Origin of the sequence: Dactylosporangium darangshiense, from assembly GCF_039537565.1 — a bacterium.
GTDB classification, from domain to species: domain Bacteria; phylum Actinomycetota; class Actinomycetes; order Mycobacteriales; family Micromonosporaceae; genus Dactylosporangium; species Dactylosporangium darangshiense.
This window is the reverse complement of record NZ_BAABAT010000030.1, coordinates 48,526-73,605: the sequence shown is the minus strand read 5'-3', so window position 1 is coordinate 73,605 and position 25,080 is coordinate 48,526. Positions and strand designations below refer to the sequence as shown.

19 protein-coding genes are annotated in these 25,080 nt (G+C 72.1%); 9 read left to right on the top strand and 10 right to left on the bottom strand.

Going from position 1 to position 25,080, the window contains the following annotated elements; all coding sequences use genetic code 11:
* Nucleotides 1-12 precede the first annotated feature (12 nt).
* From ABD901_RS39035 to ABD901_RS39020, 4 genes are all read left to right on the top strand, one after another.
* Nucleotides 13-1,116: a hypothetical protein gene (locus ABD901_RS39035; RefSeq protein WP_345135172.1), complete on the top strand. Its 1,104-nt coding sequence runs from the start codon at nt 13-15 to the stop codon at nt 1,114-1,116.
* 10 nt (nt 1,117-1,126) lie between these two features.
* Complete coding sequence (locus ABD901_RS39030; protein ID WP_345135170.1) at nt 1,127-3,046, top strand: hypothetical protein; 1,920 nt, start codon at nt 1,127-1,129, stop codon at nt 3,044-3,046.
* Nucleotides 3,043-4,806 (top strand): Hsp70 family protein, encoded by a 1,764-nt coding sequence (locus tag ABD901_RS39025; RefSeq protein WP_345135168.1) that lies wholly within the window; start codon nt 3,043-3,045, stop codon nt 4,804-4,806. The genes ABD901_RS39030 and ABD901_RS39025 overlap by 4 nt, the downstream gene beginning before the upstream one ends.
* Nucleotides 4,807-5,042: 236 nt before the next feature.
* Nucleotides 5,043-8,957: a leucine-rich repeat domain-containing protein gene (locus ABD901_RS39020; RefSeq protein ID WP_345135166.1), complete on the top strand. Its 3,915-nt coding sequence runs from the start codon at nt 5,043-5,045 to the stop codon at nt 8,955-8,957.
* Nucleotides 8,958-9,031: 74 nt separating this feature from the next.
* Here the strand turns inward: ABD901_RS39020 and ABD901_RS39015 are convergent, their stop codons facing one another.
* From ABD901_RS39015 to ABD901_RS38995, 5 genes are all read right to left on the bottom strand, one after another.
* On the bottom strand, nt 9,032-9,700 hold the full coding sequence (locus tag ABD901_RS39015; protein ID WP_345135164.1) for a response regulator: 669 nt from the start codon (nt 9,698-9,700) through the stop codon (nt 9,032-9,034).
* On the bottom strand, nt 9,697-10,854 hold the full coding sequence (locus tag ABD901_RS39010) for a sensor histidine kinase (protein WP_345135162.1): 1,158 nt from the start codon (nt 10,852-10,854) through the stop codon (nt 9,697-9,699). Before ABD901_RS39010 ends, ABD901_RS39015 begins: the two co-directional genes overlap by 4 nt.
* Before the next feature lie 17 nt (nt 10,855-10,871).
* Nucleotides 10,872-11,834 carry an ABC transporter permease subunit gene (locus tag ABD901_RS39005; RefSeq protein WP_345135160.1) on the bottom strand — a complete coding sequence of 321 codons (963 nt, stop codon included), beginning with the start codon at nt 11,832-11,834 and terminating at the stop codon, nt 10,872-10,874.
* The gene (locus ABD901_RS39000) at nt 11,831-12,586 is read right to left on the bottom strand and encodes an ABC transporter ATP-binding protein (protein WP_345135158.1); all 756 of its coding nucleotides are present in this window, start codon (nt 12,584-12,586) and stop codon (nt 11,831-11,833) included. The genes ABD901_RS39005 and ABD901_RS39000 overlap by 4 nt, the downstream gene beginning before the upstream one ends.
* A gap of 105 nt (nt 12,587-12,691) precedes the next feature.
* On the bottom strand, nt 12,692-13,729 hold the full coding sequence (locus ABD901_RS38995; protein ID WP_345135156.1) for an NYN domain-containing protein: 1,038 nt from the start codon (nt 13,727-13,729) through the stop codon (nt 12,692-12,694).
* Nucleotides 13,730-13,786: 57 nt separating this feature from the next.
* Between ABD901_RS38995 and ABD901_RS38990 the strand changes: the two genes are divergently transcribed.
* A complete protein-coding gene (locus tag ABD901_RS38990) occupies nt 13,787-14,719 on the top strand; it encodes a hypothetical protein (protein WP_345135154.1) in 933 nt (310 codons plus the stop codon).
* Here the strand turns inward: ABD901_RS38990 and ABD901_RS38985 are convergent.
* Entirely contained in the window at nt 14,710-15,576 is an 867-nt protein-coding gene (locus ABD901_RS38985) for a hypothetical protein (protein ID WP_345135152.1), read from the bottom strand. The two genes, ABD901_RS38990 and ABD901_RS38985, sit on opposite strands and share 10 nt — an antisense overlap.
* Nucleotides 15,577-15,667: 91 nt before the next feature.
* Entirely contained in the window at nt 15,668-16,582 is a 915-nt protein-coding gene (locus tag ABD901_RS38980; protein WP_345135150.1) for a GNAT family N-acetyltransferase, read from the bottom strand.
* Nucleotides 16,583-16,893: 311 nt separating this feature from the next.
* Here ABD901_RS38980 and ABD901_RS38975 point away from each other — a divergent pair, with 311 nt between their 5' ends.
* The 4 genes from ABD901_RS38975 to ABD901_RS38960 all read left to right on the top strand — a co-directional run bounded on the left by ABD901_RS38975 (nt 16,894) and on the right by ABD901_RS38960 (nt 22,544).
* Nucleotides 16,894-17,826: an ABC transporter ATP-binding protein gene (locus tag ABD901_RS38975; RefSeq protein WP_345135148.1), complete on the top strand. Its 933-nt coding sequence runs from the start codon at nt 16,894-16,896 to the stop codon at nt 17,824-17,826.
* The gene (locus tag ABD901_RS38970) at nt 17,823-19,178 is read left to right on the top strand and encodes an ABC transporter permease (RefSeq protein WP_345135146.1); all 1,356 of its coding nucleotides are present in this window, start codon (nt 17,823-17,825) and stop codon (nt 19,176-19,178) included. Before ABD901_RS38975 ends, ABD901_RS38970 begins: the two co-directional genes overlap by 4 nt.
* Before the next feature lie 66 nt (nt 19,179-19,244).
* Nucleotides 19,245-21,920: an alkaline phosphatase family protein gene (locus tag ABD901_RS38965; protein WP_345135144.1), complete on the top strand. Its 2,676-nt coding sequence runs from the start codon at nt 19,245-19,247 to the stop codon at nt 21,918-21,920.
* A gap of 198 nt (nt 21,921-22,118) precedes the next feature.
* On the top strand, nt 22,119-22,544 hold the full coding sequence (locus ABD901_RS38960; RefSeq protein WP_345135142.1) for a nucleoside deaminase: 426 nt from the start codon (nt 22,119-22,121) through the stop codon (nt 22,542-22,544).
* Here the strand turns inward: ABD901_RS38960 and ABD901_RS38955 are convergent.
* The 3 genes from ABD901_RS38955 to ABD901_RS38945 are packed head-to-tail and all read right to left on the bottom strand — an operon-like array spanning nt 22,541 to nt 25,037.
* Entirely contained in the window at nt 22,541-23,305 is a 765-nt protein-coding gene (locus ABD901_RS38955) for an amino acid ABC transporter ATP-binding protein (protein ID WP_345135140.1), read from the bottom strand. The genes ABD901_RS38960 and ABD901_RS38955 overlap by 4 nt on opposite strands.
* Entirely contained in the window at nt 23,302-24,159 is an 858-nt protein-coding gene (locus ABD901_RS38950) for an amino acid ABC transporter permease (RefSeq protein ID WP_345135138.1), read from the bottom strand. Before ABD901_RS38950 ends, ABD901_RS38955 begins: the two co-directional genes overlap by 4 nt.
* On the bottom strand, nt 24,159-25,037 hold the full coding sequence (locus ABD901_RS38945) for an ABC transporter substrate-binding protein (RefSeq protein WP_345135136.1): 879 nt from the start codon (nt 25,035-25,037) through the stop codon (nt 24,159-24,161). The genes ABD901_RS38950 and ABD901_RS38945 overlap by 1 nt, the downstream gene beginning before the upstream one ends.
* Nucleotides 25,038-25,080: the final 43 nt, after the last annotated feature.

Sequence of the window (25,080 nt, the reverse complement as noted above, 5' to 3'; positions counted from 1 at the left end):
GGGAGCGGTCCGATGATCCTGCCCAGTCCGAGCCGGATGCTGGGCCGCGTGATGTGCCCGATCTGCCTGCAGTGGGTGCACTGGAGCAAGGCCCAGCGGGTCGAGCTCGACGTGGAGACCCAGCAGCGCCGGCCGTTCCGCGCGCGCGGCTCCGACGAGACCCGCGAGGCGTTCGCCGAGCGGCGCCTCGGCGCGCAGCGGGCCTGCACCCTCATGCGCGACGGCGTCGCCACCACCCACTACCTGCCCGACCGCTACGGCGACTACGGCGACCCGATCGTCATCGGCCTCGTCGGGCACCGCGCCGCCGGCAAGACGCTGCTCCTGGCCGCGATGGTCGAGGCGCTGCGCAGCAGCCTCGAGCTCGCCGACCTCGGGCTGCGGGTCGAACGGCTCGACGAGGCCATCGAGCACAACTACATGACCCGCTACGTCGAGCCGTTCTGCCACCGGCGCGAGCAGCTGCCGCTGACCCAGATCAGCCCGATCGCGTTCAGTTACGTCGCCAAGGTGTACAGCGCGCACGCCAAGCGCGACTTCGCCGTCGCGTTCTTCGACGTCGCCGGCGAGCAGCTGCGCCGCCGCCGCTCCGGCGACCGGTTCCTCGACACGTCGTTCCTGTCCGCGGTCAACGCGCTCGTCTTCGTCGTCGACCCGGAGAAGGCGCTGCCGACGGTGCTCGGGGAGCCCGCCACCGTCTACGGCGACCCGGCCTTCAACGCCGTCATGGACCGCCTCGTCGAGGTCCGCGGGGAGTCCGGCACCCAGTTCCTGCCGATCCCGGCGGCGATGGTGGTCGCCAAGTCCGACCTGCTCGCCGCCCGCCGGCCCGAGGTGGAGCGCTGGCTGTCGCGCGAGGACACGGGCAACCTCTACACCGTCGCGGAGGAGAGCGAGGAGGTGTACGAGTTCCTCGCCACCAACGGCGCCGAGCGCTTCCTGCCGCCGGTGAACCGGGTCAGCGACGTGAGCCTGCACTTCGCCTCCGCGGCCGGCGTCGCGCCGGTCGACGGGCACTTCCCGGCCGAGGGCTTCGGGCCCCGCCGGGTCCTGCGCCCGCTGCTGTCGCTGTTCGCGATGACCGGGGTGCTCGACCGGTCCCTGCTGGGCAACTGAGGAGGCGGCGATGGATCGGATCGACCAGATCGTGTTCCGCTGGCGCGCCCGGTCGCAGGCCGCCGGCCACGACGGGGTGGGGCCCGACGCCACCTCGCTGCCCGCGTCCGCGGTCTCCTGGTGGGACGAGCGGCTCGCGCTGCGCATCACCCGGGCCGGCGGGCGCAACGAGCGGCCGTCGCTGGCCTACCTGCGCATCGAGGGCGCCGGCGTGGTCCTGCACAAGGTGCCCGCCCGCGACGACAAGAACCGCCCCGGCGCCGCGATCGCGCACGCGCTCATCGGCCCCGAGAACGTCGTCACCGTCCAGCTTGCCCTCGGCCTCGAAGGCTGGCCGGGCTGGGCCGGGTTCAACGCCGCCGAGGCGTACCCGCCCGGCCGCCTCGCCGCCGTCGAGCTGCACGCGCTGCGCGAGCACGCCGAAGCCGCCTACGCCCGGCCGGTGCCCGACCCCGGCCCGCTCTTCGACGAGCTGCTCACCCGGATCATGGACAGCCCCGACTCGCCGCTGAGCGTGGTACAGCCCGACGCGCCCGCCACCGCGCTCGTGCGCGGCCTCGTCGACGTCCTCGGCGACGGCCGCGACCTGACCTTCGCCACCAACGAGGACGACGACACCGACCCGGACCTGCCGCGCGTGGTGTTCCTTGACGCCGTCGCCGGCGGCCCCGGCTACGCCACCACCCGCGTGCGCCTGCACCCGGGCGGCACCCGCCCGTCCGACTTCGCGGCCCAGCTCGCCGACGTGTGGCGCCGGGGCGGTGCCGCCGCCGTCGCGCCGCTGCGCGGCGCCCGCCGCCTCGCCGGCGCCGCCGAGGTCCGGCAGTGGCAGAGCGAGGTCCTCGTCGGCGGCCGCATCCTGCAGACCACCCTCATCGACGCGGTCACCTCCGGGCAGGCCGCCGCCGAGCACCTGGAGCTGCTGCACACCGAGGAGGGGATGCGCCAGGTCGAGGCCGAGCTCGCCAAGCTCAACGACGGTGACCTGCGCACGATGTACCTCGCCTGGCAGCCCGCCGGCCGCCTCGCCGGGCAGCACCCGGGCGCGGCGGCGGTCGTCACGCGGCACACCGTGCAGCGCTGCATGCGCACCTCCGCCAGCAACGCGCTGCGCGAGACCCTGCGCAACTCCGCGTTCGACCCCGCCCTCGTCGACGATCACCTGCGCGCCTGGGCCGCGCACGGGCGCAACTCCGCCGCCGGCCCGGCCGCGATCGTCGAGCTCGCCCAGCGGGCCGTCGCCTTCGGCGTGCCGCCGGCACTGCAGTCGCCCGGCATCCGCGCCCTCATGGACCGCATCTCGCTGCCCGACCTCATCGAGCTGGCCAACCGGCACACAGGCTCCGACGTGCACATCACCGAGCTGCTGCTCAGCGCCGCCGAGAACCGCCGCTTCGACCCCGCACAGCTCGACGTCACCCATACCGCGCTGGAGCGCACCGACTTCCTCGTGCACTGCATCCCGTTCCTGCCCGGCGACGCGCAGCTGGCCCAGGACCGCTGGTTCCGGGTGCTGCAGGCCGCGTTCGGCGCGCAGCTCGGCGCCGAGGACGGGCGCACGCTGCACGACGTGCTGAAGTTCCTCGCCCGCGACGCCATCTCCGAGGTACCGCCGGCGCTGCTCTTCGCTCTTCGGCGCTTCCAGCCGACCCTCGCGGGCAAGGCGCGCGTCGACCAGCTCGCCGCCCGGGACCGCTACCTGGAGGCGGGCCTGTCCGACGTGTGGCCCGAGCGCAACGAGCTGATGCTCGCCGAGCGCCGCACCCGAGTGCGCACCCTGCCGGTGCCCACGGTCACCCGCTCCGAAGGCGCGCCGACCGGCATCGGCCGGCCCACGCCGCGCACGCTCATCGCCGTCGGCGCGATCGCCCTCGTCGTCGTCGCCCTCGTCGCCGTTGTGATCTTCAGCCTGCAGGGGGGTTCCCAGTGAGCGAGTTCCGGCTGAGCATCGACTACGGCACAACGAACACCGTCGCGTACCTCCAGCCGCCCGGCGAGGCCCCGTTCCCGCTGCAGTTCGACGGCCGCCCGCTGCTGCCCTCCGCGGTCTGGGCCGACGAGCACCGCACCCTCGTCACCGGCAACGCCGCCGTGCGCTCGGCCCGCCTCGACCCCGGCCGCTACGAGCCCAACCCGAAGCGGCGCATCGGCGAGCGCCGGGTCCTGCTCGGCGGCGACGAGTTCGACGTCGCGCAGCTGATCGGGGCGACGCTGGCCCAGGTGCACGCCGAGGCCGTCCGCCGCGCCGGCACCGACCGCCTGCGGGTCGTGCTCACCCACCCCGCCGCCTGGAACGCCGACCGCCAGGGCGTCCTGCGCGCCGCCGCCGGCCACGCCGGCCTGCACCAGCCGGCCATGCTCAGCGAGCCCGAGGCCGCCGCCGCGCACCTGCTGGCCAGCGGCGCCACCGTCGCCGACGGCGACCCCCTCGTCGTCTACGACCTCGGCGCCGGCACCTGCGACATCACCGCCGTCCTGCGCACCGGCCGCGAGTTCCAGCAGCTGGCCAAGGCCGGCCTCGACGACGTCGGCGGCCTGGACCTCGACGAGGTCGTCCTGCGCCGCGTCGGCCGCTCGATCGGCGACCGCCACCCCGACGAGTGGGCCCGCCTCATCGAGCCCGAGGGCCCCGATCGCTGGTCGGCGCGCCTGCTGTGGGACGACTGCCGCAACGCGAAGGAGCGCCTGAGCGCCGAGCGCCTCGCTCGCGTCGCGGTACCGCTGATCGAGGAGGACGCCTCGGTCACCCGCGGCGACTTCGAGCGCGACGCCCGCCCGCTGCTGCAGCGCACCGTGCAGATGACCGAGTCGGTCCTGCGCCGGGCGAAGATCGGCCGCGAGGACCGCGCCGAGCTGTTCCTGGTCGGCGGCGCCACCCGCACCCCACTCGTGGCGACCCTGCTGGGCCAGGCCACGGGCCGTTCGCCGCGCCGGGTCGAGCACCCTGAGCTGGTGGTGGCCGAGGGCGCTCTGCAGTACCTGGCGATGGCCGCCAACGAGCCCCCGCCGCGCCCGGCTCGCCCCCGGACCCCGGATCGCCCGCCGACCTTGGTGGACGCCACACCGGCCACGCCGGCCATGCCGGCCACTGTCCGCGAGCCCGTAACAGTCGTCATGCCACCCGCACCCGGTCCCGCCCCCGCTCCCGCACCTGCTTATGGGCGGCCTGACGCAACCTCGATCTTCCCGACGCCGCATCCGCAGGACAAGCGCAAGCTGGTCCCCAACCCGTACCGGATCCACTCGTCGGCCACGTTCCGCTTCGGCGCCCTGATCGTCGCCGGCCTCATCGCGGGCGCCTTCGACGGCACCCTCCTCACGGCCGTGAGCTGGCTGCTGCTCGTGGCGGGCGTGGCGGGCACCGCTTACAAGCTGTTCCACTGGGCGCTGTCCTCCCGCGACACCCGCCCGACCACGATCGACCCCACCGGCATCACCATCACCCAGAACGGCACCGCCGCAACGTTCCCGTGGCCGCAGATGGCGACGGTGTACTTCATGAAGCACCGCTCCAGCCTCTGGCTGGTCTGCACCCCGGGCAGCAACTCGGCCCTCGGCAGCGACCACCTGACGGCCCGTTTCTGGTCCCGCCCGCACAGCGTGTTCTTCCTGACGAGCGTCAGCGGCTTCGGCGACCAGCTGGTCCGCGACGCCCTGGAGACCTACGCCGGCGACCGCTACCACGGCTAGATGTTTCCTGGGCTCGCTGCGCTCGCGGTGGGGGAGCTCCGCTCCACCCACGCCCCCTCAAGACCTGCAGCGGGCGCGCCCGACGACGAGCAGGTTCTCTGCATCACCTGGCGGTGGTCCGAGGCGAACGTTTGACGCCATGAACGACGGAGGGGATTCCGGGTAGCGCGCGATTAGGCTACGTCGCCATGAGTAGCCGGGCTGTTGCCGAGGCTCGACGCCGCTTGGACGCGGCCGTGAACCGGCGCATCGACTTTCGGGGTCTCGGGCTGTCGGCGGGCGATCTTTCCGAGCTGCTCGAGGAACCTGCGGTGTTCACCACTGCGACCAGCATCAACCTGGCCGGCAACCGGCTCACCTCGCTGCCCGAGGCGGTCGCCGAGTGGACCTCGGTGGCCGAGCTGTCGCTGGCCGGCAACCTGCTCAACGAGCTGCCCGATGCGGTAGCCACCTGGGGGTCGCTCACCAGGTTGACGTTGAGCGGCAATCGGATCTCCGCGTTACCCGACGCGGTCGCAGGCTGGACATCGCTCGAGGTGCTGACCCTGCACGGCAACCGGCTCACCGCGCTGCCCGACGCGATCGCAGGCTGGCGGGCGCTCACCACGCTGACGCTGAGCGCCAACGGGCTCACAGCGTTACCCGACGCGGTAGCGCGCTGGACGTCGCTGGCCCGACTGGACCTGGACAACAACGCGCTGAGCGAGTTGCCCGACGCAGTCGCGGGCTGGACGTCGCTGGCCCGGCTGGACCTGGACAACAACCAGCTCACCGGGCTACCTGATGCGGTCACGCAGTGGTCGTCGCTCACCACGCTGTTCCTGAGCGGCAACCAGCTCACCTCGCTGCCCGGTGCGGTCTGCGCGTGGACGGCCCTGACCACGCTGCACCTCAGCGGCAATCGGCTCACCGAGTTGCCCGGCGCGGTATCGGCCTGGACCGCGCTGACCACGATCTACCTGAGCGGCAACCAGCTCACCGCGCTGCCCGGTGCGGTCGCCGGCTGGACATCGCTCAAAGAGTTGACCCTCAACGGCAACAACCTCGAGGTGCTGCCCGATGCGGTTGCCGGTTGGCGCTCGCTCACCGAGCTGACCCTCAACGGCAATCAGCTCACCTCGCTGCCGGAGGCCGTTGCCGGCTGGACTTCACTCACGGCGCTGTACATGAGCCGCAACCGGCTCACGGCGTTGCCCGACGCGGTCGCGGCCTGGACCGCGCTCACGACGCTGACCATGAACGGCAACCAGCTCACCGCGCTGCCCGATGCCGTCGCCGCCTGGACGTCACTCAAGACGCTGGGTGCGGAACGCAATCGGCTCACCACGCTCCCCGATGCGGTGGCGGCCTGGACCTCGCTCGCCGGGCTGACCCTGAGCGGCAATCAGCTCACCGCGCTGCCCGGCGCCGTCGCGGGCTGGACGTCGCTCACCAAGCTGGATCTGGCCGGCAACCGGCTGACGGTGTTGCCCGACGCGATCGGCGACTGGGCATCCCTCGTCCACCTGGTGCTGGACCACAACCAGCTCGCGTCGTTGCCGGGGGCGGTCGAGGGGTGGAGATCCCTGTCGACGCTGTACCTCACCGGCAATCAGCTCGCCGCCCTGCCCCACGCCGTCGCTGCCTGGACGTCGCTCAGCCGGTTGGACGTGACCCGCAACCGGCTTGGTGCGCTGCCGGCCCTGATCGACGCCTGGACCTTGCTGACCGAGCTGACGCTGAACGGCAACGAGCTTACCGAGCTGCCGGATGCGATTGCCGGATTCGCGGACCTCGAGGTGCTGACCGTAGCGGGCAATCCGTTGCCGCCGGAGGTGCTGGCCGCGGAGCTTGAGGGGACTCAGGCGCTGCTGACGTTTCTGCGGGAGCTGGCCACCGACGGGGTCGCGATCGCTGAGGCGAAGCTGGTGTTCGTAGGCGCCGGTGAGGCCGGGAAGAGCTCGCTGCTTGCGGCGCTGCGCGGGGATCCGTGGGTGGCGAAACGGCCGCAGACCCACGGCATGGAGATCAAGCCGGTGACCGTCGGACGTGAGGGTCGATCGATCACGTTGAACGGGTGGGACTTCGGGGGACAGAAGGCGTACCAGCCGGCGCATCAAGTGTTCTTCAGTGCGCCCGCGATCTACGTCGTGGTATGGAAGCCGCGGGCCGGCAGCGCGGCCGGCATGGTCGAGTCCTGGATCGCCACGATCGCGCACCGCGCGCCGGATGCCCGAGTTTTCGTGGTTGCCTCGCACGGTGGGCCGGCCTCGCGGGCCGATGCGATCGACGAGCCTTCGCTGCAGCGGCGCTTCGGCGACCTCATCGCCGGGTTCTTCGAGGTCGACAGCGCCGATCCCGGCGATGCGGGGCTGGCGGCGCTGCGGGCGGCGATCGCGGTCGCCGCGGACGCATTGCCGCACGTGCGGCGGCGGTACCCGGCCCGGTGGCGACGGACCATCGACGCGCTCTCGGCCGGCGGGCGGCAGGTCGTCGACTACCGGGAATACGAGAGCGTCGCCGCCGGCCAGGGGCTGAGCGCCGCCCAGGCGCGGTCGCTGGCCATGAACGCGCACCGGCTCGGGACGTGGATCTACTACGGCAACGACGACGCGCTCGCCGAGTTCGTTATCCTCCAGCCGGACTGGCTCAACGTCGCCATCGCCACCGTGCTGGACAGCCGCGACGCGACCGACTCGGTCGGGCTGGTTGCGCATCGCACGCTCGGGCGGCTCTGGGGCGCGTCACAGCCGGACGGGCGGGCGCCCTACACCCGGGAGCAGCAGCGGCTGTTCCTGGCCCTCATGGAGCGTTTCGAGCTCACCTACCAGGTGTCCCACGACGCCTCGCCCGAGCCGTTGAGCCTGATCGCGCAGCTCGTCCCGGCCGCACAGCCCGGCCTCGGCACGGCATGGAACGAGTTCCGGCCCGACGACCGCGAGTACCTGGAGGTGTGCCGCATCTCCGAGGGGCAGGCCGGGCGGGTCGTGATCCCCGAGGCCTTGATGTACCGGCTGATCGTCCGCCTGCACCAGCAGCGCTACACGGAGCCGGGGTCGCCGCAGGGCGTGCACTGGCAGCACGGCATGGTCACGCAGAGCCGGTACGGCGCCCGCGCGCTGCTGACGGTGCGGACCGGCGTCGGCGTGCAGGTGCAGGTGCGCGGGCCCGACGCCGTCACGTACCTGCGGCAGGTGACCGACGAGATCCGGTACTGCATCGATCGGTTCTGGCCCGGCCTGACCACCGTCGCCCTCGTCGCCTGCCGCGAAGGCTGCGGCCTGCCGACGCCCGGTGCAGGGCTGTTCGACGTCGACAAGCTCATCAAGCTGCGCGACGCGCACGGGCAGTCGGTGGCGCAATGCCCGGTGCCGGGCTGCGACGAGTTTCCCGCCATCGACGCTCTGCTCGGCGGGTCGGCGGCCGGCCGCGATCCGCTGGCCGCGCTGCAGCACGAGATGGCACACGTCGGCGGCAACCTTCACGAGCTGCATCGGCGGATCACCGACCTCAGCGACCACGTGAAGTCCGACCTCGCCGGCGTCAACGCCCGGCTCGCCGCCCTCATGTGGCAGCTCAACGACGAGGCGGCGGACGGGCCGCGGCTGTTCACGCTCGACCCGGTCGGCGCGTCGTTCCGCAACCCGCAATTGACCACGATGAGGATGCGGCTGACGTTGTACTGCGAACACTCGCTCCAACCGATCGACGTCCTCGAACCTGATCGGCCGGGCGCGGGCAGCTACGAGATCGACGTTCCCCGCGAATGGTGGACGAAGGCCGTACCCCTGATCAAGATCACCGCGATGCTGCTCAAGCCGCTGCTGGGCGTGGGCCTGGCCGATCTCAAGCTCAACCTCGACGACCAGCAGTGGAAGGTCGTCGAGGAGCGCGTGTCGGCGGCCGCCGAGACGCTCAAGGCGGCCACGGAAGCGGCCGGCCACCTGTCCGACGACGACGGCAGCGCCGGCCTGGCCGGGCGGGTGAGCGATCGAACCTCGTCGGTGCTCATCGCCGAGGGCGCCGTGCTGCGCACGCTGCACGCGATGCTGCGCGCCCAGGACGTCGCCCTTGCCGACCTGCGCCGGGTGGTACGCCACGACGGCCGTATCCTGTGGGTGCACCGGCGGTTCGAGCGCGAGTACCCCGGCGCACTGCCGACCATCCCGTGACTTGCACTACCGCGCCGAGATTCAGGCGGCGGTACGAGGTCGTCCCTGAACCCCACCCGGCTCGTATGCGGCGGCTAACGGGTGTCGCGGCGGTGACGGGGCGGGGCCAGGCCGGTCCGGTAGGCGGCGATGACGGCCTGGACGCGGTCGCGCAGGCCCAGCTTGGCAAAGACGCGGCCGACGTGGGTCTTCACCGTCGCCTCGCCGAGGAAGAGCCGGCCGGCGATCTCGGCGTTGGACAGGCCCTCGCCGATGAGGGCGAGGACTTCGCGCTCGCGCGCGGTGAGGCCGGTCAGGATTTCGGTCTGCTCGCCGCTGGTTGCCGGGCCGGCGTGCCGGGCCACGAGCCGGGTGGTGATCGTGGGGGCGAGCAGCACGTCGCCGGTGAGAACGTGTCGTACCGCGGAGACGAGCCGCTCCGGCGGGATGTCCTTGAGCAGGAAGCCGCTCGCGCCGGCCCGCAGAGCGGCGTAGACGTAGTCGTCGATGTCGAACGTCGTCAGCATGACGATCTTCCACGGTGCCGGCTCAGCGAGCAGGGCGCGGGCCGCGGTGAGCCCGTCCGTGCCCGGCATTCGCACGTCGAGCAGGACGACGTCGGGGCGTTCCCGGCGGACGGCCTCGACGGCGGCGGCGCCGTCGCCGGCCTCGGCCACGACGGTGAGGTCCGGTGCGGCGTTGAGGATGATGCCGAGGCCCGTGCGCACGAGCGGGTCGTCGTCGGCGATGACCAGCCGGATCACGGCGCCGCTCCCGGTTCGGTGCCGTACGGGATCGGCATGCGCACGGCGATGGCAAACGGGCGGGCCGGGTCGTCGTCGACGGTCACGGTGCCGCTGTAGGACGCCACGCGCTCGCGGATGCCGATCAGCCCGCGCCCGCCGCCGGTGGCCGCGGGCCGGGGTGCCGGCGGCGGCTGGTCGTCGGCGATGAGCAGCGTGAGCGCGTCGGCGCGCAGCTCGACGCTGACCCGGGTGCCGGCGCGGTTGGAGTGCCGCAGCGAGTTGGTCAGCGCTTCCTGGACGATGCGGTACACGGCGAGGTCCAGCCCCGGCGGCAGCCGCCGCGCGCCGGTGACGTGGCACGTCACCGGCAGGCCCGCGGCGGTGACCCCGGCGACGAGGTCGGGCAGCATGGCCAGGCCGGGCTGCGGGTGCATGCCGTTCTCGTCGGCGACGGTGGCCAGCAGGTTGAGCATGCCCCGCAGGTCGCCGAGTGCTTCCCGGCCGCCGGCCTCGATCAGGCGCAGCTGCGCGCCGGCGCGTTCCGGGTCGCTCGGCAACAGGGTCCGGGCCGCCCCTGCGGCGATGACCATGACGCTGACTCTGTGGGTCACCACGTCGTGCAGTTCCCGGGCGATGCGGGCGCGCTCGTCCCGCACCGCGCTGGCGTAGGCGGCGTCGCGTTCCCGGGCGGCCCGATCCGCCTCCGCCCGCCACGCGAGGGCGGTGCGGGCCCGCGACCGTACGGCGACGCCGGCCAGCCAGGCACTGCACAGCACCAGGAACGGCATCGCGACGTCGGGGACGGGCAGCCGGCTGCCGCCGGCGAATGGGGTCACAGCCGCGACGAGCAGCGCCGGTCCGAGCCACGAGTGCCGGGCGTGTACGGCGGCTGCATAGCAGGCCAGGATCAGGCACAGGACGGCGATCACGACGACCGAGTCGGTCACCGGCAGTGGGAAGGTGGCCATCAGGCCGAGCGCGACTACGGCGCACACAACGGTCGGGCTGTTGCGCCGCCACGCGAGCGCGGCGGCGGCGAGCAGCAAACCGTAGGGGAACGGATCGGTGGTCCGGCCGGCGAGGACGGCGGCGCAGATGAGCAGCGCCAGCGCCACCGTCGCGTCCGCCGGCGTCGACCGTGCACGTTGGGGCAGCCACGTCACCCGGCCCATCCCGAAGAGCATACGATTCAGCCGACCCGACGGGTGACCCGCAGCGTGAGCACGACCAGCAGCACCGCGGCGAGCGTGGCGAACACGGTGGCGTCGAGGGCCTGCAGGTGCCAGAACCGGTCGGCCGGGACGTACCAGTCGAGTCGCTGCACGCCGTGGCCGGCGAGGCAGCCGTCCAGTCCGCCCTTGTCCCCGCCGCTCGATCCGGCGCACCACTGGGCGGCCTGCTCCGGGCCGACCGAGCTGCCGGCCCGGTCGACCAGGCCGGTCATGTCGAGCCGCCAGTCCTGTCGTCCGATCCCGGGCGGCCGGGCGGCGTCGAGGGGATAGGTGGCCCGTACCGGAGACGTCAGGCCGTACCGGATCTGCTCCCAGGCGAGCCGGATCGGCACGAAGACGGCCAGGGTGACCACCATCACGGGCAGGTTGCGGCGCACGTAGGTGCCCACGACCGCACCCAGCGCGAACGCGAACAGGGCGTAGCCGGCCGGCGCGACGCCGAACAGTCCGATCCAGTTGCGCTGGACGGGGCTGATCGCGCCGGCCCGGATGTACGGGTCGAGGAACCAGCGGTCGACCACGCCGGCAGCCAGGCCGAACGCCACGCAGCCGGCGACGAGCAGCGCCACCTTGGTCCACAGCCAGCGCTGCCGGCCGACGCCCTGCGTCCAGGCCAGGCGGTGGGTGCCGGCCTCGACCTCGCCGGCGATCAGTGGAGCGCCCCAGAACAACCCGGCCAGTGCCGGCACCAGGTTCAGGTACGGCAGTGCGTCGAGCAGCGCGGGATATTGCGAGCGCAGGCCGCCGATGAGGTCGCCGCAGCCCTCGTTCTGCTGAGCCAGGCATGCGGTGAGTCCGCTGTCGCGAAGGTAGGAGACGAGGGGTCCGCGCATCGCCAGGTACGCCGCCGAGAGAGCCGCGACGGCGGCGGCCGCGGCGAGCAACTGGTTGCGGTGCTGACGCCAGGACAGCCAGATCATGCCGCCGCCTCCGATGCGTGATCGCCGCCGAGGGCGCGCAGCACGAAGTCCTCCAGGCCGTGTCCGGCCGCGATGAGCTCCGCGATCGGACCGGCGTGCACGACAGTGCCGCGGCGGACCACGACGAGGTGGTCGCAGGCGCGGTCGAGCTCGGCGACGTCGTGCGACGAGTGCAGGACCGTGATGCCGCACGCTGCGGTCTCGGCGCGCACGTGGTCGAGGAACGCCCGTCGCGCCAGTGGATCCAGCGCCGCGGCCGGCTCGTCGAGCAGCAACAGCCGCGGCCGCTTCGCCAGGGCGAGCGTCAGCGCCACCTGGGCCTGCTCCCCGCCGGACAGCGAACCGGCCCGCCTGCCCGGGTCGATCCCGAGACCCTCCAGCCGCAGCAGGGCGTAGCGCTGGTCCCACCGCGGATTGAGCCCCGAACCCATGCGCAACAGCTCACCCACCCGAAACCGGCGGTACAACGGCTTGTCCTGCGCGACGAACCCGACGTCGCCCCGGGCGGTCGCGGCCCGCGGCGACCGGCCGAACACCATCAGGTGCCCGGCGTCCGGCGCTGTGAGGCCCACCGCCAGGTGCAGCAGGGTCGTCTTGCCGGCGCCGTTGGGCCCTACCAGGGCGACGACGCCGCCGGTCGGCACCCGTAGAGTCGCGCCCGCCAGCACCCATCGCCGTCCGTACCGCTTCCCCACATCCCAGGTGGCCAGCGCCGGTTCGCCGTCACGCGGCCCAGACTTGTGCAGATCCATGCCGGCTACGCTAGGTATCCGCCGTCCCGACCGCGTCAGACCCGGAACGGAACCGCATCCACCTGGAGTCGGACATCCCAAGCAGTGTCCACCACGGTGCGGTCTTCAGGCGGTGGTGAGCAGGTAGTCGTCCACCTCGGGGCTCCAGCGCAGCTGCACGGCGCCGCTCGTTGCGGCGGCCCGGCAGAACTGCAGGAACGTGCGGTAGCCGAGCTTCTTCTCGCTGAAGTCCGGGCGGACCCGGCGGACCTGGTTCTTCAGGCCGGACAGGGCCACGCCGCCGTCGCCGGCGTTGGCGTCCTGGACGACGGAGCGCAGCAGGGCGAAGGCCACCTCCTTGTCGCCGTGCTCGGGGAGGGCCACCTCGGGGTCGCCCTTCGCGGGGCCCTCGGTCAGCTCGATCACGTTGCGCTCGGCGAGGTGGCGCAGCAGTTCGCCGAAGGCGCGGAAGCCGTAGTCGGACTCGCTGAACGTCGGGTCCTTGCGCAGCAGGGTGCGCTTGAGCAATGACGCGGTGACCTCGCCGGCCGAGCTGCCCTGCAGCCCGGCGACCGTCTGGGCGACCAGGACCGCGAGGGTGTCGGTGTCGCGGGTGACCTCGGCCGGGGGGACCGGCTCGGGCTGGCGCTGTGGCGGCCGGGTTCGGCGGGCCGGGGTGGCCGGGACCTCGACGCCCTCGAGGCGGTCGTAGTACAGGAACTCGTCGCAGGCCGGCGGGAGCAGCGCCGACGTGGACTGTTCGACGCCGACGCCGATGACCCGCTTGTTGAGGCCGCGCAGCTTGTGCACCAGCGGGGTGAAGTCGCTGTCGCCGGTGCAGAGGACGAACGTGGAGATGTACTCGCGTTCGAACGCGAGCTCCATCGCGTCCACGGCCATCTTGATGTCGGCGGCGTTCTTGCGCGACGCGCCCATGCGCTGCGGCATCTCGATCAGCTCGACGTGGGAGCGGGTCAGCATGCGGCGGTCCTCGTCGAAGAAGGACCAGTCGGCGTACGCACGGCGGACCACGACGCGGCCGCGCTCGGCCAGGGCGTCGGCGATGGGGCGGAAATCGAAGGCCATGCCGCCCAGATGGTCGCGCGCGCCCAGCGCGAGGTTCTCGTAGTCGAGGAACAGTGCGATGCGATCTTCCTGGTCCACGACCCACAGACTACGCGTTTGGCTCGCGGAGGCCGCGCGGACGGCTAGGCTGCCCTGGTGAGCGTGGTCGATTGGCTGCTCGACGGTGAGCCGTCCATCCGGTGGCAGGTGCTGCGAGATCTCGTCGGCGCCGCGCCGGAGGAGGTTGCCGCCGAGCGGGCGCGGGTTGAGCGCGAAGGGTGGGGTGCCAGGCTGCTTGCGGCCGAAGGCGCCGACGGGCTGTGGGACGGCGGGGCGTGCTTCCCGGGCGGCTACACCGGCGACGAGCCGGGGCAGCCGTGGACGGCGACGATGCACACCCTGCAGACCCTGCAGATCCTGGGGCTCGAGCCGGACTGTGCGGCGGCGCGGCGGGCGGTGGCGCTCGTCGCCGAGAACGGGCGCTGGGAGCACGAAGGGCAGCGGTACTTCGACGGCGAGGTCGAGCCGTGCATCAACGGGCGGACGATCGACACCGGGGCGTACTTCGGCGTCGACGTCGAGCCGCTCGTGGCGCGCGTGATCGGGGAGCAGCTCGCCGACGGCGGCTGGAACTGCGAGGCCGAGCGCGGGTCCGTGCGCTCCTCGTTCGACACGACGATCAACGTCCTCGAAGGGCTGCTCGAGTTCGAGCGGGCCACCGGCGGGTCCGAGGCCGTGCGGGAGGCGCGCCGCGGCGGGGAGGAGTACCTGCTCGAGCGGGGCCTGTTCCGCCGGCGCACCACCGGCGAGGTCGTCCGGCCCGGATACCTGGACTTCGCGTTCCCGCACTACTGGCACTACGACGTGCTGCGTGCGCTGGACTACTTCCGCCGCGCCGGGGCCGAGCCGGACCCGCGGATGGCCGAGGCCGTCGAGGTCGTGCGGGTCAAGTGCCCGGCGCACGGGTGCTGGCCGCTCGACCGCATCCATCCCGGCCGGGTGCACTTCGCGATCGAGGGCGCGGTCGGCGAGCCCAGCCGCTGGAACACGCTGCGCGCGCTGCGGGTCCTCGCCTGGTATCAGGCCTGACCCAGGGCGGCCGAGGCGCGGCGGATCTCGTCGCGATCGAGGGCGCACGGACCGTCGGGGTTGCGGCCGCTGACCGGGTGGTCGCAGACCCACACGCCGTCGTCGCGCCGCCACCGGGTCGGCTCGGCGCGGGCGAGCGACTCCGCGGCCACACGCACCTGCGGTGCATCCCGGCCCAGGCCGCCGACGACCGACAGCGCCCACGCGAGCGACGCGACGGCGGCGCCGCCGTCGTCGGTGGCGGCGTCGCCGAGGATCGGCGCGAGCAGCAGCAGCCGGCGGGCGGCCGTCCGGTCGGGCGCGCCCCGCACGATCTCGCGCAGCTCGGGCCAGCGCAGCGCGGGCAGGCGAGGGTGGCCCGAGCGGTTCGCCAGGGCCATGCCGCGGCCGTCGGCGGGCACGAGCCAGAAATCCAGCCGGTACTCCCTGTCGGCGACCCACACGCAGTCGGCCTCGAGGGTCATGAACACGTCGGTGCGGTAGACGACGAGCAGCACCCCGCCCGCCGGCAGCGGCACCTCGAACGCCGGCCACGCCTGCTCGCGGTACACCCGCGAATTCCGGAACTCGCGAGCCTCCTGCCACGTCGTGCCGCAGGCGGACGCGAGGTGCGCCCGCGCGGCGACGGCACCGCCGAGGTGCCCGGCCCAGAACGCGGGCTCGTCCAGCAAGGGCGCGCCGTCCACGACGAGGGCCGCCGGCGGCGGCTGCGGTGCGAAGGACAGCCGCTGCTTGATCGCCAGGCGCGCCACCTCGAGGCCGACGCCGAAGTCCGCCGCCAGCCGCTCGGCGGACCAGTCCTCGTCCGCCTCGAGCGCGTCGGCGGGCCGGGGATCGTCATAGCCGTACAACCGCATGGCCCCAACCGTACGGCGATGTTCAGCCAGCGGTATGAGGCCCACAGTGGCCGGCCATGAGCCTCATACCGTTCCTATTACGCCGGTCCCACTAGGCCGGACGGTTCAGGATGATTCGCCGCTGCACCACCGGATACCCGGCTCGGGCGAACGTGGCGGCCATCGGTGTGTTCGTCAGGTCGGTGTCCGCAGCGATGGCCTCCGCGCCCTGCTCAACCAGGATGTGGGTGCCCTCGGCGAGCAGGTCGTAGGCGTAGCCGTGCCCCCGCGCCTCCGGCAGCACCCCGACATAGGCGATGATCGGCGAGGCGTGGTTGCGTGCGGGTATCACGATGCCGGTGAGGTTGCCGGCCGTGTCGCGAGCCAGGCGCCACCAGTCGCGTGGACTCGGCAGCCAGGTCAGGAACTCCAGGTCGTCGGCGATGGCCGCCTCGACGCCTTTGCGCTCGATCGCCTGACGCTGGTGGAAGTCGAGGCTGCCGGTCAGAATGCGGCGCAGCACGTCGTGGAGTACCGCATCGTCCGCGACGGGGTGGTACGTCAGCCGCGCTGGGCGCTCTGGCAGGCCGTCGGCCGGCGTCCACCGGTACCGCAGCCGCTCCAGGACCGGGATGAATCCGGCAGCGCCGGCGGCGGTGATGCGCGACTGGGCCGCGCGGTGCGTCTCAGGAACGTCGCGCCAGTCGGTCGGCAGGATGAGGTGGTAGTCGACGCTGAAACCGGCGGCGCGGAGCAGCTCCCCACCCAGCATCGGGTCGGTGCCGGGATCGAACCAGTCCAGCGCCAGCGGGGCGTTGTCGTCGGGCCCGCCCCACCAGGCGGCCCGCGCAACGACCGTGTCGCCGTCGAGGGCTACCCAGGTCCACTCGGGACGGTACTGGCCGGCGGCCATCGTCTCGGCGAAGTCGCGGCCGAACAGGGCCATGCCAACGGTGGGCGGCTCCGGCATGGATTGGAACAGCGTGTGCTCGCCCGCGCGCAGCGGGCGGATGACCAGGTCGGTCACGGGAACATCCTCTACAGGAGAAGCGGTGTGCTCCCGTGTTTCAGCGGTCGCCCGGACGGGTCGGGAGCACGGACGGACGGAACACCATCGCGCTCACCTCCTTCGTCGCTACGGGCGCGGTGAGGAACCTATCACGCCTGATGCCCGTTGGGTGCCCGACAACCATACATCGGCGATGGACGATTCCCATTTCGCCGGAATTGTGCATCGAAGCCGGTCTCCTCCCGTTTCGGAAACGTTCAGACAGGTGTAGCTGCCTGTGTCGTTCCGCGATCCCTAGTTTCGACTGGAGGTGACGAAAGAAGGTTCCGATGGATAGACGCCGTGCAATCCGGGCTCGCGGGATCACCAAGTGCTTCGGCGAAGTCGTCGCGCTCGACGGTATTGATCTGGATGTGGCGCAAGGGCAGATCCACGGGCTCGTCGGGCCGAACGGGGCCGGGAAGACCACGCTGCTCGGGCTGCTGCTCGGGTTGGCCGTCGCCGACAGAGGGCGGCTGGAGATTCTCGGGACGGCCGTCGGGCGGGCCCTCGCGGCGCCGGACGGGGTGGCCGGGTTCGTGGACGGGCCGGGGCTCTACCCGTCGCTGACCGCCCGGCAGAATCTGGCCGCGCTGGCCGCACTGCGCGGGCAGGACGCGCCGATCGACGAGCTGCTGGATCAGGTGGGGCTCACCGACGTCGCCGACGATCGGGCCAACGGGTTCTCGCTCGGGATGCGCCAGCGGCTCGGGCTGGCCGCCGCACTGCTGACGAAGCCGCGGCTGCTCGTGCTCGACGAGCCGTCCAACGGGCTCGACCCGGCGGGCAAGAAGCATGTCCACGGTGTCCTCACGCGGCTCGCGGCGCAGGGGGCGAGCGTGGTGCTGTCGAGCCACCGCATGGACGACCTGGAGGCGCTGTGCTCCGAGGTCACCATCCTCGCCACCGGGCGGGTCGTGTTCTCCGGGCCGCTGAGCAAGCTGGCGGCCGAGAACCGCGAGCTCGACTACCGGCTGCTCACCTCCGACCCGCCGGCCGCGCGCCGGCTGGCCGGCGAGACGGCCGGGATCGGGGTCGTGGCGGGGCACGACGGCGACGCGCTCGTCGTGCGGGCGCTGGTGCCGGCGCTCGATGCGCTGGTGGTGCGGCTCGTGCAGGCGGGTGTGGCGCTGCGTGAGCTGGCTCCCGTGGTGTCGCCGCTGGAGACCGCGTTTCTCGCGCTGACCGAGGCGCAGCACACCGAGCAGGAGGACGGCGAATGACCGCGACGATCGCCGACGAGAAGGCCCGCAACGTCACGGTGTCCCGGGGCTACCGGTTCGAGGTCGTCAAGCTCGTCTCGCAGTGGCGGATCCGCCTGCTGGTCCTCGCCTGCTGGATCGCCCCGGCGCTCTTCGTCGCCGCCGTCGGCCAGCAGAGCACGCTGCCGGTCGACACCCTCTTCGGCCGCTGGATGCTCGCCACCGGCTGGGCCGGGTCGCTGGTCATGCTCGGCTTCGCGGGCACGTGGGCGCTGCCGCTGCTGACGTCGGTGGTCGCCGGCGACGTGTTCGCGTCCGAGGACCGGCTCGGCACTTGGCGGCACCTGCTCGTGGCGGTCCGCTCGCCGCGGCGGATCTTCGCGGCCAAGGCCCTCGCCAGCCTCAGCGTCATCCTGCTGCTCGTGGCCGGGCTGATGGTCTCCAGTACCGTCGGCGGGCTCGTCACGGTCGGCAACCTGCCGCTCGTCGGACTCGACGGGCACCTGTTGTCACCGGGTGACGCGGCCGGGAAGGTGCTGCTCGCCTGGGTGTGCGCGCTCGCACCGACCCTCGCGCTCGCCGCTATCGGGCTGCTCGGGTCGGTGGCGCTGGGGCGCTCGCCGATGGGGCTGCTGCTGCCGGCCATCGCCGCCCTCGCGATGCAGCTCGCCCAGATGTTGCCGCTGCCCGTCGCCGTGCGGCTCGCCCTGCCCAGCTATGCGTTCATCGCCTGGAACGGGCTGTTCACCAGCCCGGCGCAGCCGGGGCCGCTGCTGATCGGCGTCGCCGTCAGTCTCGCGTGGGCGGCGACCGCGACGGCGCTGGCGTACCGGCTCTTCGTGCGGCGCGACTTCACCAACCTGGCCTACGACGGTGCAGGGCGGCGCGCGGTCACCGCCGGGGCGCTGCCCGTCGCGGGGCTCGTCGCCGTGGCGGTGGTGCTCGTCGCGACGGCGGCGGGGACCGGGTTCACGGGCTCTGGGATCGACCAGGACAAGGTGGAGCGCTCCGTCGCCACCGCGTTCGCCCATCTGTACCGCATCCAAGCCAGGCAACTGAACCGCTCAGACGTCACCGAGGCCCAGCTGGGGGCGACCGCGGCGTGCAACAAGAGCGGCGGCAAAGGGGCCCAGGAGGGGCCGGGCAACGACTGGCGCTGCGCCGTGTCCTGGCACCTCCCCGACGTCGAGGCCACCGGGCAGGCCATCTACCAGCTCGACGTCACCGCGGACGGGCGGTACGTCGCCGACGGCGACGGGCCGAAGGAAGTGAACGGCTACTTCCTGGTGCGCACCCAGACCGGGGACGCACCGAACCCGCTCTGGCAGTTCGACGGCAACGTCGAGCTGCTCCCAACCACCGCGAAGGGATAGCGCATGCAAGTAACACGCCGTCGACGGCGTGTCGAGAAGGCACGCATCAGTCACCGGATTCCAGTGGTGGCCGGTACCACCGCGGTCGCCGTCGTCGCCGGTGGCGTCGGCGTCGCGCACGCCCAGACGCACCAGTTCGGCACCGACCAGGTGGGCCAGCTGACCGACAAGGGGCTCGTCGTCTCCAGCGACCAGTACCTCGACCCGATCGGCGATCGCCTGCAGATCAACAACGGCAAGATCATGTCGTCGTCCGTCAGCCCGGACGGCACCCACCTCGCGGCGTCGGTCGCCGACGGCGGGATGGCACTGGCCATTGTCGAGCTCAAGAGCTGGAAGGTGCAGCAGCTCATCGGCAACAACGCGAACGCCAACCTGCGCATCAGCGGCAACGACGTGGGCCAGGAGGGGCCGACGTACTCACCCGACGGTTCGCAGCTGTGGCTGGGCCAGGCCGACGGCTACCGCAAGTTCACCGTCAACGCCGACGGCACCCTCGCCAACCCGGTGTTCGTCCCGATCGCCGCGGACGGCCCGAAGCGGGCGCTCGTCGGCGAGGCCGTGTTCTCCGCCGACGGCCAGACAGTGTACTCGGCCGTCAACGGCCAGAACCGGGTCGTGTCCATCAACGCGGCCTCCGGCGCGGTCCAGCAGAGCTGGGCGGTCGGCAACGCGCCCCGCGACCTGAAGCTGGTCGGCAACAAGCTTTATGTGAGCAACGAGGGCGGCCGTCCGGCCAAACCCGGCGAGTCGACCATCAACTCGTACAACACCCAGGTGCCGGCCGATCCGGTGACCGCGGCGACCACCACCGGAACGGTCAGCGTCATCGACGTCGCCAACCCGGCGGCGGCCGTCGGCAGCATCGACGTCGGGCTGCACCCGACGGCGCTGTTCGCCAAGAACGGTGCGCTGTTCGTCACCAACACGGCCACCAACGACGTGTCCGTCATCGACACCGCCAAGGACAAGGTGGTGCAGACCATCGCCACCCAGCCGTGGCCGGAGGCGAAGGTCGGATACGAGCCCGACGCGGTGACGCTGACCGACGACGGGCACCTGCTGGTGACGCTGGGCCGGGCCAACGCGGTCGCCGTGTACCGCTACACGAGCCCGAAGCACCCGGTGAGCTTCGTCGGCCTGCTGCCGACGGACTACTTCCCGGCGGAGATCGCCACGGTCGGCAAGGACGTGATGGTCTCCAACACCCGGGGCATCGACGCCCGCCGGCCGAACAACCCGGCCGGGCACGGCACCCACGACACGACGTCGAGCCTGCAGCGGTTCCAGCTGCCGAACGACGGCGTGATCCGGGCGATGACCGTCAAGGTGTTCGCCCAGAACGGCTGGCTCGGCAACTCGGTCGCCCTCGCGGAGGGCAAGAACCACGCGCGGCCGGTGCCGGTCCCGCTGCGGCTCGGCGACCCGTCGACGATCAAGCACGTGTTCCTGATCGTGAAGGAGAACCGGACCTACGACCAGCAGTTCGGCGACGACCCGCGCGGCAACGGCGACCCGGCGCTCGCGCAGTACGGGCTCAACGTGACGCCGAACCAGCACGCGCTGGCGCAGCAGTTCGGGCTGTACGACAACACGTACGACATCGGCACGAACTCGGCCGAGGGGCACAACTGGCTGATGCAGGCCGACGACCCGGAGTACACCGAGTCCTCGGCCGGCGAGTACATCCGCAGCTACGACACCGAGGACGACGCCCTGGGCCACCAGCGCAGCGGCTTCCTCTGGACCGGCGCACAGGCGTCCGGCAAGACCGTGCGCGACTTCGGTGAGTTCCACCAGTTCCTCACCAAGCCCGCCGGCGCGTCGTGGCAGAACCTCTACTGCGACACGAAGAACATGGCCGCGACCGGGCAGGACACCGCTTACCCGCTCGTTTCCTCCTCGCCGATCCCGTCGCTGAACAACGTGTCGGTGCCCGGCTTCCCGAAGTTCGACACCGACGTTCCGGACATCTATCGGTACGAGATCTGGAAGCGGGACTTCGAGAAGAACGGTCCGGCAAACCTGAACATGTTCTGGCTCTCCAGTGACCACACCGGCGGCCCGCCCAACGGCGCCGCCCAGGTCGCGGACAACGACCTCGCGACCGGCAAGATCGTCGACGAGATCTCGCACAGCCCGTACTGGAAGGACTCCGCGATCTTCGTGGTCGAGGACGACTCCCAGGCCGGCCTCGACCACGTCGACGGTCACCGCGCCCCGATCCAGATCATCAGCCCGTGGGCGCAGCACGGCGTCGTCGACAGCCACTACTACACGCAGATCACGATGATCCGTACCATCGAGCAGATCCTCGGCATCCGCCCGATGAACCAGAAGGACACCGCGGCCAGCCCGATGCGCGAGGCGTTCAACTCGCGCCCGGACTACACGCCGTTCACCGCGCTGCCCAACCAGACCTCGCTGACCGCGGGTCTGACCACGCTGCCGACGTGCGGGGCGGACGTTCCGGCGCAGACGAACCCGGCCGCCGCGGCCCCGCCGTCGGCGACGGTGCCGGCCGACAAGCAGGCCGTCGCGGCGAAGTGGGCGCACTGGAAGTCGCAGCAGCGGCTCACCGGTCCCGGCGCGCGGGCCGACTCGTCGAACCCCGCGCAGCTGAACCACTTCGACTGGTACGAGGCGCACGACTGGTCCAAGCCGTATCCGGGCGAGGACAAGATCTACGCGCCGGAGGACGTGCCGGGCGCCTACATCCCGGCGCCGGAGTCCGACGGCTGATCGCCGGCAGTACGAAGGGCCCTGGCCGCCGGCCAGGGCCCTTTTTAACGGACATACCATCCGGCTTATAGCGATGCCGGCTCGCGCCGCGCGGTACGGTCAACGCCGGACACCCGCTGCGGTGCACTGAACCGGTCACCGACCCGCCTGGTGGACGCTCGCGGCCGCGGCCGCCTACCGAACATCCCAGGAGGACCGATGACTCCCGACGACGAGCGATTTCTGCGCCGTGCGATCGAGATCGCCGATGAGGCCGGGGCGTCCGGCGAGCGGCCGTTCGGCTCCCTACTCGTCGGTGCGGACGGCGCCGTCCTGATCGAGGAGCACAACACGGTGGTGTCCGACTCGGACATCACCGCCCACCCGGAACTGAAGCTCGCCCGCTGGGCCGCCCGGGAGCTGGCCCCCGACGTGGCGGCCGTGACCACCATGTTCACCAGCTGCCAGCCCTGCCCGATGTGCGCCACCGCGATCGAGCGCTCCGGCCTCGGCCGAGTGGTGTACGCCCTGTCGGCCGAGCAGTTCGAGCAGGTCAAGCCGGCGACCGCGCCGCTGCCGCCGGTGCGGTACGAGGGGCCGGCGCTGTTCGACGAGGCCCGCCGGCCGATCGCCGACCACTATTAGCCGGTTCCGCTGATCGGGAGGCGCCCGGCCTCGATGATGCGGCGCAGGAACTGGCGGGTGCGGGCCTCCCGCGGCTCACCGAGGACCTGCTCCGGCGGCCCCTGCTCGACCAGGGTGCCGCCGTCGAGGAAGCAGACCCGGTCGGCGACCTGCCGGGCGAAGCCCATCTCGTGCGTCGCCAGGAGCATGGTCATGCCATCGCCGCGCAGCTCCCGGATGAGCGCGAGCACCTCGCCGACGAGCTCCGGGTCCAGGGCCGAGGTGACCTCGTCGAGCAGCAGCAGCCGCGGCGTGTTCATCAGCGCCCGTACGATCGCGACCCGCTGCTGCTGGCCACCGGAGAGCCGGTCCGGGTAGGCCGGGGCCAGCTCGGCCAGGCCGATCCGGGCCAGCAGTGCCATCGCCTTGTCGCGCGCCTCGGCGGCCGGCACGCCGTGCACCCGCCGCGGTGCAAGCGTCACGTTGGCCAGCACCGACATGTGCGGGAACAGGTTGAACGCCTGGAACACCATGCCGATGCGCTGCCGGACCCGGTCCGGGTCGACCCGGGGGTCGGTGATGTCCTCGCCGTCGAGGCCGATCGTGCCGTCGTCGACCGGCTCGAGCAGGTTGATGCAGCGCAGCAGCGTCGACTTGCCGGAGCCACTGGCGCCGATGAGGGCCACCACCTCGTGCTCGGCGACGTCGAGGGAGACGCCGCGCAGCACATGCCGGGCGCCGAACACCTTGTGCACGCCGTCGACGGATAGGACGGTGGTCATAGGCCGAGATCTCCGGACTGCCGACGGGCCGCCCGGACGGTGACCCAGTCGGTCACCGCGACGAGCGGGATCGCCAGCAGCACGAACAGCACGCCGGCGACGATGTAGGGGGTGTAGTTGTACGACACCGACGTCTCGATCTGCGCGGCCCGGATCGCGTCGACCGGCCCGGCCAGCGAGATCAGGCCGACGTCCTTCTGCATCGCGACGAGGTCGTTGAGCAGCGGCGGGGCGACGCGGCGGACCGCCTGCGGCAGCACGACGTGACGCATGGTCTGGCGGTACGTCAGCCCCAGCGACCGCGCCGCGGCCCGCTGCGACGGGTGAACCGACTCGATGCCGGCCCGGAACACCTCGGCGATGTAGGCGCCGTACGTCAGCACGAGCGCGGCACCGCCCAGTACCAGCACCGACGGGGTGCCGCCCAGCCGCAACCCCGGAATGCCGAACGCGAACACATACAGGGTGATGATGAGCGGCGCGCCGCGGAACGTGTAGGTGTACCCGGTTGCGAGCGCCCGCAGCGGGAAGAAGACCGGCCGTCGCAGCGTCCGCAGCGTCGCGATGCCGAGCCCGAGCAGCAGCGCGCCGGCGGCGCAGAACAGCAGCAGCTCGACGTTGAGCCACAGGCCGCGCAGCACCGCCGGCAGCGCCTCCCGGGCCGCGTCGAGGTCGAGGAAGCTCTCCCGGACCCGCCGCCAGCCCGGCGAGCCGGTGATCGCCACGAGCAGCAGCGCGCCGACCACCCCGGTGGACACGGCGGCGATCGCCACCGACAGGAACGTCTGCCGGCGGCGGTACGCCTCGCGCCGCAGTTGGACCGCGGAGCGCTCGAAGGGGACCTGGGTGCTCATCAGCCCAACGTCGGGGCGCCCTGGGTCGCCGACAGCCACTGCTCCTGCAGGCGCTTCAGCGTCCCGTCGGTCCGCAGCGCGTCGACGGCACCGCTCACGCAGCCGGTGAGCGTGGAACCCTTGTCGAGCACCAGGCCGAACTGCTCGGGCGTGCCGGACGTCTGCGGCAGCTGCCCGACGATCACCGCGTCGGTGATCTCGGCCCCGGTGATGTAGAACGCAGTCGGCAGATCCACGACGAGCCCGTCGATCTGGCCGTTCTGCAGCGCCTTCTTGGCGTCGTCGTTGTTGTTGTACACCGAAGGCTGCGCCGTCGGCTTGACGACCTCGGTGATCGAGCGGTAGCTGGTCGTGCCGACCTGCGCGCCGAGCTTCGCGCCCTTGAGGTCGGCGAGGGTCTTCGCGCCGGCGATCTTCGAACTCTTCAGCGCGATCACCGTCTGCGTGACGTCGTAGTACGGCGAGGAGAAGTCGACCGCCTTCCGGCGCTCGTCGGTGATCGAGAACTCGTTGATGTCGAAGTCGAACGTCTTGGGCCCGGGTGCGATCGCGTTGTTGAACGTCACCCGCGTCCAGGCCACCTGGTCCTTGGTGTAGCCGAGCTTCTCGGCCACGGCGTAGGCCACCGCGGCCTCGAAGCCCTGCCCGTTGTCGGGCTTGTTGTCGGAGAACCACGGCGGGTACACCGGGTCGTCGGTGCCGACGGTCAGCTTGCCCGCGGCGACGGTCTTGAGCTGCGCCGGGGCGCAGGCGGCGGCGCTGCCGGTGCCGGCCGGGGCGGCGGGCGCCGCGGTGTCGTCGTCAGTGGGAGCGCAGCCGGCTGCGGCGGCCAGGACGGCGCTGAGCCCGGCCGCGAGGAGGAGGGTCGCGGAACGCATGGCCGCGATCATAGCTACTTTTCCGATAGGAATAATGGCCACG